The sequence below is a fragment of the Sporosarcina sp. FSL W7-1349 genome, from assembly GCF_038003045.1.
GTDB lineage: Bacteria > Bacillota > Bacilli > Bacillales_A > Planococcaceae > Sporosarcina.
On record NZ_JBBOOK010000001.1, the window covers coordinates 1,731,784 to 1,743,487 of the forward strand.

At 48.7% G+C, this 11,704-nt stretch carries 10 protein-coding genes and 1 other annotated feature; of the genes, 3 read left to right on the top strand and 7 right to left on the bottom strand.

Going from position 1 to position 11,704, the window contains the following annotated elements; translation table 11 throughout:
* Window positions 1-85 precede the first annotated feature (85 nt).
* The 5 genes from MKY41_RS08600 to MKY41_RS08620 all read right to left on the bottom strand — a co-directional run bounded on the left by MKY41_RS08600 (window position 86) and on the right by MKY41_RS08620 (window position 5,910).
* Entirely contained in the window at window positions 86-1,015 is a 930-nt protein-coding gene (locus MKY41_RS08600; protein ID WP_340744632.1) for an ABC transporter ATP-binding protein, read from the bottom strand.
* Window positions 1,015-2,079, bottom strand: a complete 1,065-nt coding sequence (locus tag MKY41_RS08605; protein ID WP_340744633.1) for an ABC transporter ATP-binding protein — start codon at window positions 2,077-2,079, stop codon at window positions 1,015-1,017. Before MKY41_RS08605 ends, MKY41_RS08600 begins: the two co-directional genes overlap by 1 nt.
* A 15-nt stretch (window positions 2,080-2,094) precedes the next feature.
* A complete protein-coding gene (gene opp3C, locus MKY41_RS08610; protein ID WP_340744634.1) occupies window positions 2,095-3,114 on the bottom strand; it encodes an oligopeptide ABC transporter permease in 1,020 nt (339 codons plus the stop codon).
* Window positions 3,111-4,043 carry an oligopeptide ABC transporter permease gene (gene opp3b / locus MKY41_RS08615; protein ID WP_340744635.1) on the bottom strand — a complete coding sequence of 311 codons (933 nt, stop codon included), beginning with the start codon at window positions 4,041-4,043 and terminating at the stop codon, window positions 3,111-3,113. The genes opp3C and opp3b overlap by 4 nt, the downstream gene beginning before the upstream one ends.
* A gap of 148 nt (window positions 4,044-4,191) precedes the next feature.
* A complete protein-coding gene (locus MKY41_RS08620; RefSeq protein ID WP_340744636.1) occupies window positions 4,192-5,910 on the bottom strand; it encodes a peptide ABC transporter substrate-binding protein in 1,719 nt (572 codons plus the stop codon).
* 191 nt (window positions 5,911-6,101) lie between these two features.
* Between MKY41_RS08620 and MKY41_RS08625 the strand changes: the two genes are divergently transcribed.
* Together MKY41_RS08625 and trpS are read left to right on the top strand one after the other, a co-directional pair.
* On the top strand, window positions 6,102-6,446 hold the full coding sequence (locus tag MKY41_RS08625) for a DUF3899 domain-containing protein (RefSeq protein ID WP_340744637.1): 345 nt from the start codon (window positions 6,102-6,104) through the stop codon (window positions 6,444-6,446).
* Window positions 6,447-6,499: 53 nt separating this feature from the next.
* Window positions 6,500-6,714: a binding site (T-box leader), on the top strand.
* 94 nt (window positions 6,715-6,808) lie between these two features.
* The gene (trpS, locus tag MKY41_RS08630; RefSeq protein ID WP_340744638.1) at window positions 6,809-7,795 is read left to right on the top strand and encodes a tryptophan--tRNA ligase; all 987 of its coding nucleotides are present in this window, start codon (window positions 6,809-6,811) and stop codon (window positions 7,793-7,795) included.
* Between the two features lie 763 nt (window positions 7,796-8,558).
* On the opposite strand, the gene fabF is transcribed toward trpS, so the two are convergent.
* Complete coding sequence (gene fabF, locus MKY41_RS08635; protein ID WP_340744639.1) at window positions 8,559-9,800, bottom strand: beta-ketoacyl-ACP synthase II; 1,242 nt, start codon at window positions 9,798-9,800, stop codon at window positions 8,559-8,561.
* Window positions 9,801-9,873: 73 nt separating this feature from the next.
* Window positions 9,874-10,806 (bottom strand): beta-ketoacyl-ACP synthase III, encoded by a 933-nt coding sequence (locus tag MKY41_RS08640; RefSeq protein ID WP_340744640.1) that lies wholly within the window; start codon window positions 10,804-10,806, stop codon window positions 9,874-9,876.
* Between the two features lie 185 nt (window positions 10,807-10,991).
* Here MKY41_RS08640 and MKY41_RS08645 point away from each other — a divergent pair, with 185 nt between their 5' ends.
* Window positions 10,992-11,174, top strand: a complete 183-nt coding sequence (locus MKY41_RS08645; protein WP_340744641.1) for a DUF2929 family protein — start codon at window positions 10,992-10,994, stop codon at window positions 11,172-11,174.
* The last annotated feature ends 530 nt before the right edge of the window (window positions 11,175-11,704 follow it).

An 11,704-nucleotide genomic window follows, 5' to 3' on the forward strand; every position in this document is an offset into this window, starting at 1 on the left:
CTGAACAGGAGATCAAACCGCATTCATCTCACCACCTATAGAAGTGGGAGACTTGTGCTGATTAAAGATAAACGGATCCTTCGTCTCATTTTCCAGCTGTCATTTCCCGATATTCCCGCTCTGAACAAAGGACATAATGGCCGGGGTTCACTTCCCGCATCTTTACCTCTTCTCCCTCTCCATATTGGTGGGAGGCAGGGTTGTAGGTTTTCCGCAACCGGGTCCGTTCGTATTCGGGGTCAGGCAATGGGATGGCGGAGAGCAATGATCGGGTATACGGGTGGAGCGGCGATTTATAAATATCATCCGCCGGTCCCAGTTCGACCAGCTTCCCGAAGTACATGACACCGATCCGGTCCGATATATATTTCACCATCGAAAGGTCATGGGCGATGAACAAATACGTCAACCCTTTTTCCTCTTGCAGTTCCTTTAGCAGATTGACGACTTGCGCCTGGATGGAAACGTCCAAGGCGGAAATCGGCTCGTCCGCGATGATGAATTCCGGCTCGACCGCAAGTGCGCGGGCAATTCCGAGACGTTGGCGCTGGCCGCCGGAGAATTCATGCGGATAGCGGTTCGCATGTTCGCGATTCAAGCCGACCGTTTCTAGTAGTTCATACACACGCGCTGTCCGTTCCTTCGAGTTTTTGGCCAATCCGTGGATATCCAGCCCTTCCGCAATGATGTCGAGCACTTTCATCCTCGGGTTCAGTGAGGCGTACGGGTCCTGGAAGATCATCTGCATTTTCTGGTTAAAACGCTTCAGTTCCTTTTTCGACTTTTTGGCGTGGACATCAACACCATCATAGATGACCTCACCGCCCGTCGCTTCGTAAAGACGTATGATCGTACGGCCTGTCGTTGATTTTCCACAACCCGATTCACCGACCAGACCGAGTGTCTCTCCACGGTAAATATCAAAGGAAATATCATCGACTGCACGCACTTCATTTTTTTTACCTACATTAAAGTATTGTTTCAAGTTTTTGATTTCTAGCAATTTCTCAGCCATCATCTCGCACCTCCCGCCTGTCCTTCATAGTATCGGCTGCCCGGGAATTCCTTCATCCGTTCCACGATGGCAGCCGGAGGATCCACTCGCGGCGCTTCCGGATGGAGCAGCCATGTGGCGGCATAATGAGTGTCGCTCACTTTGAAAAGCGGCGGCCTTTTCTCCAAATCAATCTTCATTGCATACTCACTTCGAAGAGCGAACGCATCCCCCGTCGGCGGTTCCAATAAATCAGGCGGCGAACCGGGAATTGCATATAATTGCTCTTCCTCCGTATCCAAGGACGGCATCGAACTGAGCAAGCCCCATGTGTACGGATGTTGCGGGTTATAGAAAATCTCGTCGACAGTCCCGACCTCCACGATCTGTCCGCCATACATGACGGCGACACGGTCCGCGACATTGGCGACTACCCCTAGATCATGGGTGATGAAAATAATGGCCGTATCGATCTGCTTTTGCAGTTTTTTCATCAGTTCCAAAATCTGTGCCTGAATCGTGACGTCCAAAGCGGTTGTCGGTTCATCCGCGATGAGCAACTTCGGGTTGCAAGCTAACGCTACCGCGATGACAATCCGTTGCCGTTGCCCGCCCGAAAATTGGTGCGGGTATTGCTTCATCCGGATTTCCGGTTGGGGCATCCCGACAAGTCCGAGCAATTCGACCGACTTTTTCCATGCTTCTTTTTTGTTCATATTTTGGTGTTTCAAAAGTGGTTCCATAATTTGCTTGCCGATTGTCATCGTCGGATTGAGGGAGGTCATCGGATCTTGGAAGATCATCGATATGTCCTTGCCCCGCACTTTCTGCATTTCTTTTTCAGAAACCGCGAGCAAATCCCTTCCGCCAAACCAGATCGCCCCGTTTTTATATTCAGTGCTTGATTCAGGGAGCAGTCGCATGATCGCTTTCGTCGTGACGGATTTACCGGAACCCGATTCCCCGACGATGGCGAGCGTCTCCCCTTTGAACACTTCAAAATTGACGCCTCGGATCGCTTTCACTTCACCTGCAAACGTATGGAAGGAAAGCTCCAGATCCCGTACTTCCACAATCTTTTCCATTCCGCTTTCCTCCTTTTAATCTTTCATCTTCGGATCAAGTGCATCACGCAATCCATCGCCGATCAAGTTGAATGCGATCATCAAGATACTCAATACGACGGCCGGAAAGAACAACATATGCGGCTGGTATTCCAGAAACCTATAACCGTCATTGATCAATGTTCCAAGCGAAGCTTTTGGTGCCTGCAACCCGAGACCGATGAAGCTGAGGAACGCTTCGAAGAAGATCGCCGTCGGAATCGTGAACATCATATTGATGATGACGATCGCCATAATATTCGGCAACAAATGTTTTTTGATGATCCGCCCGTCACTGGCACCGAGTGTTTTCGCCGCCAGGACGAATTCCTGGTTTTTGAATTTCAGCACTTGTCCTCGAACGATCCGCGACATCCCGATCCAGCCCGTAATGGATATGGCGATAATGATGGACCAAATGCCCGGCTTCATGACCATGATCATCAAAATGACGATGACGAGCGTCGGAATCCCAATTAGGATTTCCGCAATCCGCTGCATAATATCATCAACGCGGCCGCCATAATAGCCGGAAATCCCGCCGTAGATGACACCGATCAGCATATCGATGACGGCCGCCACAAAAGCGATGTACAGGGAGATTTGCGTTCCTTTCCACAGACGGCTGAACAAATCGCGTCCCAAGCTGTCCGTCCCGAACCAATAATACTCTTCGACTTTTTTCATTTCATAAAGATTGACGACTTTGGATCCGAGCTTTCCTTCCCCATCCGCAATGCCAAGATTTTCAAGACCCGGGATCTTCGGCGGCAGATTGGCGTGAGTGACCCGGACGTTTTCGGGGTCATGCGGCACCATGGACGGACCGACGAATGCCATGAAGATGAGAAATAACAGGATGAACACACTGAAAATAGCGGCTTTATTTTTCCGGATACGCAGCCAGGCGTCTTGCCAGAAGCTCAAACTCGGCTTGGAAATCTTCTCAGCCTGATGGCTATCCACGATGATTCGTTCAAATGATTCCTTCGGTAATTCTTCTATGGGTTGGGTCATGATTTGGCACCTCCAGACAAACGGATCCGCGGATCAATGACGCCGTATAAAATATCGACGATTAGAATAATGACGATCAAGAATACAGAGAAGAACATCGTAGTTCCCATAATGACGGAATAATCATTTGAGTTGATCGATTTGACGAATTGTTCACCGATTCCAGGGATAGCAAAGATCTGTTCCACGACAAGGGAGCCTGTCAACAGACTGGCCGCCACTGGCCCCAATACGGTAATGAGGGGAATCAAGGCATTCCGGAAAGCATGCTTGAATGCTATTTCAAACCAGTTGGCGCCTTTCGCTTTAGCGAGCAAGATATAATCCGAATTCAATACTTCAATCATTTCCGTTCGAATGAAACGGGCTGCCATCGCAATCGGCCCCATCGCAAGCGCAATTGATGGAAGCACGCTCGATTTCCAGCCTTTCCAAAGACCGACGTCAAACCATTGCCAATGCACGGCAAATACATATTGCAATAAGGCTGCGAATACGAAAGAAGGGATGGAGACTCCTAAAATCGCAATGACCGTACTGCCGTAGTCCCATATCGTATCTTGCTTCAATGCCGCAATCATTCCGAGGACAATGCCGACCAATGTGCCGAACAACAGTGCTTGACCACCAAGTATCATTGAATACTTCAACTTTTTCACAATCAACGTCATGACGTCGGCGTTCTTATATTGGAAAGACACACCAAAATCCCCTTTTGCCAAATTGCCCATATACCGGACGTACTGGACAGGCAACGGATCATTCAACCCATATTTTTCATAAACGACTTCCCGCTGCTCTTGTGATAATTTTGCTGCGGAGGCGAGCGGGGAACCGGGCAGCAGTTTCATCAAGATGAAAGTAAACGTCGCTATGAGGAATAGGGAGATGAACATGTAAACGACTCGCTTCGTTATATATTTCGCCATCTTTTGCACCTCCTGCAAATTATCTCCTGTCTGATCGTCGTTTATTATGAAAACTGGCATAAATTCCTTTTTATTAAAAAAGAGAGTACATGGTTGTGCTCACCATATACTCTCTTTAGTATGAGATTTTACAGGCTATATCATCCCATTACTCTTTTCCGGAAATGTACGTCCATTTAAAGGAGTAGTCCCCACCGAATGGGTGTGTGACAAGCCCTTTGACATACGGTTTCATGAGAGCTGCACGCCCGCGTTGGTACTGTGGTGCAATAGCAGCATCATCTTCCAAAAGAATCTTTTCAGCTTTTGCAAAAGCTTCGTAGCGGGCAACCGGATCATCCGCAAGTTCAACTTTTGTCGCTTCGACCAATTGATCCAATTCCGGATTCGAGTAGCCCGTCAAGTTTTGCGGACTGTCGGTAGTGAACAGTTCCATAAAGGAAATCGGATCCGAGAAATCCGCTCCCCAACCTGCGTTTTGAATATCGAAGTCACTGCTGTTATCCAATTTCAGGCGGACAGCGAACGGCACTTCTTTCAAATTGATCGTAAGTCCTGGGAGATTGCGTTCAAACTCGGATTTGAACCACTCTTGCTGCTTCTTCGCGTTTTCTGTATCGCCGCCAAGAAGTTCCAGTGTCACTTGATCAGTACCTAGCTCTTCCAAGCCTTTTTCCCAATATTTTTTCGCTTCGTCCACATTGTATTCGAGATATTCGCCGCTATAATCACGGAAGTCTTTTCCATCTTCGTCATACGTGAACTCAACCGGGACCAGGTAGTTCGCCGGAAGGGAACCGTTTGCCAGAATAGCGTCCGTCAATTCCTGTTTGTTGAACGCGCGAGCTATTGCTTTACGAATGTTCTCATTCGCGAGCGGGGTCGCTTTCCCGTTACGTTCTTGGTTCAATTTAAAGTAGAACACAGACGTTTCCAATTCATGTACCACTTCCGGATTATCCGTGTACTGCATCGCATATTCGGAAGATAGGACGGTTCGGTCGATTTGTCCCTGTTCATATAGTTTCACTGCCGTAGCAGTTTCCTTTACGACATTGACTGTGATTTCATCAAGCTTCACAGTGTCTTTATCCCAATACTGATCATTCTTCACATACTTCCAGTCGCCTGTCCCATCCCAATCCGTCAATTTGAACGGACCGTTATATAACATTGCATCTGAATTGGCTGCATACTTGTCCCCGTGTTCCGTTACAAAGTCCTCATTCAATGGAAAAAATGTCGGGAACGCCATAAGGGATAAGAAGTACGCCACTGGATTTTCAAGTTCGATAACGAGAGTCTTGTCATCTTCCGCCCGGATCCCGAGGTCAGTAATCTCCGCTTCCCCTTTTCCGATTTCCGTTGCGTTTTTCACCATGCCGGCCATCAAGTAAGGGCCGTACGGCGACGCGGTGTCCGGATCGATCGCCCGTTGCCAAGAATAGACGAAATCATGGGCAGTCACGGGATCTCCATTAGACCATTTGGCATCATCACGGATTTTGAATGTGTACGTTTTACCATCATCGCTAATTTCAGGTTCGCCTTCCGCCATTGCCGGAACCGGCATACTTTCTTGGTCAAGGCTGTAAAGGCCTTCCATAACATTGCTCAAGACGAGGAAGCTGACTTGGTCCTCCGCAATGGAAAGGTCCATCGAAGGGATTTCAGCAGCTTCGATCAAATGCAGCACCTGTTCCGCATCGGGCTCTCCTGCCTCTTCCGTGTTTCCTTCTTCCTTGTCTTGTCCATTCTCAGTCGGAGTGGACGTATCTTCCTCCGTTTCATTCTTTCCGCCACAAGCAGCTAGGAAAACGCTCACAATGAGCAATAGGCTCAACAGCCAAACTAAACGATGCTTCAAATGAATGACCTCCCTTTCAGTTCTAAAATGTTGTATAGCCCAAGTCCACATATCACTGTCCTAATATAATGAAGTCTGTAAATTTAATTCACCATTAGTTACGTGGAATGCTTTATATTAGAGAACGGAGAATCATTCTTTGATTTCATCTCATCAAATCTTTAAAATACTGAAATAAAGGAGGCATCGCTATGAATAAAGCCATCCGATATTTCTTCTTAGGGCAACTTATTACCGTTGTCCTTGTATTGTTATTCCATAATGAATTTTCACTTCTCGCCTATGTAAATATGTCATTTTCCGTCGGCGGTATCATGCTGTTTACCGGGCTTGTCTTCTTTGTTTTTTCTACCGGATTCTTTGATGTTTTTCTCATCACGTCCCGCAAGATTTTCACGCCGAAACATCGGGTGGAGGAAATTGACTCGATGCGGGCACCGTCTCAACTATTTACAGGATCCATCACACCGTTGCTGGGGGGAGGTACGCTGATTTTAACGGGGATGGGCATCGGGCTTCTCTTTTATTACATTTGACGGCGCTATTGCATTCTTTCATACCCCATATTATAATTTGATAAACATGATGAAGAACGGCTGTGAAGGAAAGAGTAATTCAGTTCCGAGCTTTATAGAGAGCCTGTGCTTGGTGGAAACAGGTAAGCTGATCTGGATGAATGGGGTCCCGAGCCTGATAAGTGAATGCTTCGGCTGTAGCTTGTCACGTTTTCCGCGTTACGGAATTGGAGTGGCCTTCGGGCAATTCGGGTGGTACCACGGTTGAATGACATCAATCGTCCCTAGTATGGGATGATTGGTGTTTTTTATTTGGATTAAAATCCGGCGCGGATATTAAATTGTGTTGAGCTAAAACTAAATTTTTACAGGAGGAGATTGAAATGACGACCATTTTTTCAGGCGTACAGCCAACAGGCATCATTACATTGGGGAATTATATTGGAGCATTCCGGCAGTTTGTCGAAGTTCAACATGAGGCGGACTGCATTTTTTCAATTGTCGACCAACATGCAATCACGGTCCAGCAAGAACCAGATGAATTGAAGAAAGCGATCCGTTCATTGGCGGCGACATATATCGCAAGCGGCATCGATCCGGAGAAATCCGTTTTATTTATACAGTCGGAGGTACCGGCGCATGCCCAAGCCGGCTGGATCATGCAATGTGTTTCGTATATCGGAGAACTTGAGCGCATGACCCAGTTCAAGGATAAGTCGGAAGGACAAGAAGGGGTTTCCGCGGCACTATTGACCTATCCACCGTTGATGGCCGCAGATATTCTCTTGTATAACACCGACGTTGTCCCAGTCGGGGAAGACCAAAAGCAGCATTTGGAACTGACCCGCGATTTGGCGGAACGGTTCAACAGACGCTATGGGGAAGTCCTGACAATTCCAGAAGTGCGCATTCCGAAAAACGGGGCCCGCGTCAAGTCCTTGCAAGATCCGGTGAAAAAAATGAGCAAATCGGATCCGAATAAGAAGGGGACATTGTATTTATTGGACACGCCAAAAGAAATTGAGAAGAAGATCAAAAGTGCCGTTACCGATTCGGAAGGAGTCGTCCGATTCGACGTGGCTGAAAAACCGGGCGTTTCGAATTTATTGACAATCGAATCCGCGTTAAGTGATGTCGCCATCGACGACCTCGTCGCCAAATATGAAGGGCTCGGCTATGGTGCCTTCAAGACGGGCGTCGCCGAAGCTGTCGTCGCACATCTTACCCCGATCCAGGAGAAGTACTATGAATTGCTCGACTCTACGATCTTGGATGACATCTTGGACCAAGGCGCCGAAAAAGCGAACGCCATCGCATCGGTCACTCTCGGGAAGATGGAGGCCGCGATGGGGCTCGGACGGAAACGGTAATCGTTAAAACCAGGACGGCCGCCGCAATCAAAAAAAGCGCGAAATCAGCCGTCCGGAAAATGTACTGGAAAATCTGGTTCCAGTCGTATCCGAGCGAACGATAATTGAAGTAGAAGATCATATGGGACACCGTTATCACCACGAGCCCGTAGCTGATGAGGAACAGGAACAAACGTGTCATTCGGCATCGTCCTTTGGATTTTCTATGAGTATATGAAGACGCCCCCTCCGTTAGACGAAGGGGGCGTTTTGGTTTGGGAACTGAAGGTCCATTCTCTAAACTGGCAGGGCCCGATTTCAAATTCTCATGGCGCGGGGAAACTGTAAGGGCAAATCGCATAACTGTCAGGCCAATCCCTCAAACTGTCAGGGCCCGGCCTCAAACTCTCATGGCATGAAGAAACTGTAAGGGCAAATCGCATAACTGTCAGGTCAATCCCTCAAATTGTCAGGACCCGGCCTCAAACTCTCATGGCGCGGAGAAACTGTAAGGGCAAATAGAATAACTGTTAGGGCAATCCCCCAAACTGTCAGGGCCCGGCCTCAAACTCTCATGGCGCGAAGAAACTGTAAGGGCAAATCGCATAACTGTTTGGGCAATCCCCCAAACTGTCAGGGCCCGGCCTCAAACTCTCATGGCGCGGAGAAATTGAAACTATTAGAGGTAACTCCCAACTGACAAGGACGTCCCATGCAGCCCGCCTCCACCGATTCTTCATTTAATCCCAAAAACGCCCCACCTCACTTTGGTGGAGCGTCCTGATTAATCTTCTATTTTCTTGAACACGAGTGAAGCGTTATGTCCGCCGAAGCCGAGTGAGTTGCTCATTGCGTAGCGGATGTCTGCTTTACGAGCGCCCTCTGTCACGTAGTCCAGATCACATTCCGGATCCGGGTTTTGGTAATTTGCAGTCGGCGGCAGAATGCCTTCGTGGAGCGCCTTGACGGTGAAGATTGCCTCAAGTCCGCCCGCTGCACCTAGAAGATGGCCCGTCATCGATTTCGTCGAGCTCATCGCCAATTTATAGGCATGGTCGCCGAAAACCGTTTTCGCGGCTATTGTCTCATATAGGTCATTGTACGGCGTGCTCGTACCGTGCGCATTGATGTAATCGATTTGATCCGGCGTAATGCCGCCTTTTTTGATTGCTTCCACCATCGCGCGGGCGCCCCCTTCCCCTTCCGGAGCGGGTGCCGTAATATGATGGGCATCTCCCGTGGAGCCATAGCCGATCACTTCCGCATAGATTTTAGCGCCGCGTGCTTTCGCATGCTCGTATTCTTCAAGAATCAGGATCCCAGCGCCCTCTCCCATGACAAAACCATCGCGCTCTGCGTCGAACGGACGGGAAGCCGTCGCCGGGTCCGGGTTCAATGAAAGAGCGGTACTCGAACAGAAACCGGCAACCGCCATCGTCGTGATCGGCGCTTCTGTCCCGCCAGTGATCATGATATCCGCATCCCCGCGTCGAATGACTTCAAACGCATCCCCGATTGAGTTCGTTCCGGAAGCGCAGGCCGTCACGGTACAAGAGTTGATGCCTTTCGCCCCCAAATGGATGGATACCTGGCCAGACGCCATATCCGGAATCATCATCGGGACAAAAAACGGACTAACCCGACGGTACCCTTTTTCCAGGAATGTCTTGAATTGCTGTTCATGTGTTTCCATTCCGCCGATCCCCGAACCGATCCACACGCCCGTCCGCAGCCCAAGCTCTTCATCCAATTCCAGATTGGCGTCTTTCATTGCCATAACAGAGGAAGCGATCGCAAAATGCGTGAATCGGTCCATCTTCCGGGCGTCTTTGCGTGGAAGATACTCTTCGATATCGAAGTCTTTCACTTCTGCCGCCACTTTCACCGGAAATTGTTCTCGGTCCAACCGGGTCAGCATGCCGATTCCCGACTTGCCTTCTAATACGGACTGCCAAGATTCTTCCGCTGAATTCCCAACTGGGGATACCGCCCCGACCCCTGTAACCACGACACGACGTTTTTCCATGTTCTCAAACTTCCCTTCCCTAATTAAGTAATTCCGCGACTTCTAGCACTTATTCTATCATGAAAAGAAGGAATCATCTTCCCCATTTGACGCAAAGGCCGCCCCATGTAAGCCCACCACCGAACCCGACAAGCACGATGACATCATCGTCTTTCACTTTCCCGTCCGCCACGTCATCGACTAAAGAAATCGGAATCGATGCCGCAGAAGTGTTGCCGTATTTATGAATCGTCTTCGACATCTTCTCAGGCGGAAGACCCAATCGTTCCCGGGAGGCTTCCATGATCCGCATATTCGCTTGGTGCGGAATCAGATAATCGACGTCCTCTTTCGTCAAGCCTGCTTTTTCGATGACACTTTCAGCTGATTCGCCCATTTGTCTTACCGCGAACTTGAATACTTCTCGGCCGTTCATTTGAATATAACGTTTTTGGAACAGATGCTTGCCGCCGCTGCCATCCGCTCCGAGTTCGAATGACAGGATGCCGCGTCCTTCGCTTACTTTACCGATGACCGCTGCCCCTGCACCGTCACCGAACAGCACGGCCGTACCGCGGTCTTCCCAATCCATGATCTTCGATAATTTCTCTACGCCAACGACGAGCACATACGGATACGCACCCGATTCAACGAACTGTTTCGCCGTCACAATACCGTACATAAACCCAGCGCAAGCCGCGGACACGTCCATCGCCGCAGCATTTTTCGCTCCCAACCGGTCTTGGATCATAGCAGACACCGACGGGAACGGCTGATCCGGAGTCACCGTCGCTACCAAGATCAACCCGATGTCCTCGGGCTGGAGCCCAGCATCTTCAATAGCGTTCACCGCAGCCTGGTACGCCAAATCCGATGTATCCGTATCCTCGTCTGCAATATGCCGTTGTTCGATCCCTGTCCGTGTGCGGATCCATTCATCCGATGTATCCATCCGCTCTTCCAAATCTGCATTCGTCACGATTTGTGTTGGAACGCATTTACCGATTCCAATGAAACCAGCGTTCATTTTCATCCCCCGTTCTTATCATCTAATATTAGTACCTGGTATTAATCATAAGGGAAACGGGTATACTTTTCAACCCGCGGACACGCTTTTGCCAAATTTAATTTCGCTTTTGCGCATTAAAGGTTCCTCCCCTGCTGCGGCTATGCTATGATTAGAAAGAATCCGTTTATGTAGAGGTGAATTTGATGAAATTCGTAGTGACTTTCCTTTGGTCATTTCTTTTGGTTACCATGGTGAACTATGTTACCGGCTCGATCGCGAACGTTCCATTCGACCTCGTACCGGGCATCGTCGCTTCAGTAATCCTATCGGTCGTCGTCCTCGTCATCTCCAGTGCATGCCCGGACGAACCAGTTTCCGATCATTGATTGACAAAGACAGCCATTTCCTTTTCGGGAGATGGTTTTTTTGTTGGGCTGAAAGGGTAGGATTTGCAAGCAACGGCTTGGTGAGTGCAAGGAAACGGGGGGCCTATGCAAGCATTAATGACGGTAAACTCTTTAACTGAAAAGGGCAGGGGAACATTATGAATGAAAGACGTCCGGGTTTACTGTTTTTAGCAGTAATTATATGGATTGCTTATTTTCTTTGTGCAATAATATTCGGCCACAGTATATGGTTTGTTAAGATCCTCAGTTTGGCATCTATTACTCTTTTTGGAATATTAGTATTTATGGTTTGGAAGAACAAAGAAAGTAAAAATGAATTGCGGGATTAATAAAATTACAACAATCGGCTGCCTTTACATGGCAGCTTATTGAAAAATGAAGTTAACTACTGCCGTCTGAATGCAAGAAAACATGAACGCGGCGCAAGTAAATGAGATACGAACGCAACCAAACGTACGGCAGATGCCGAATTGCAAGAATGCCCAGAGCGAATGCGAGCAACCATGCTG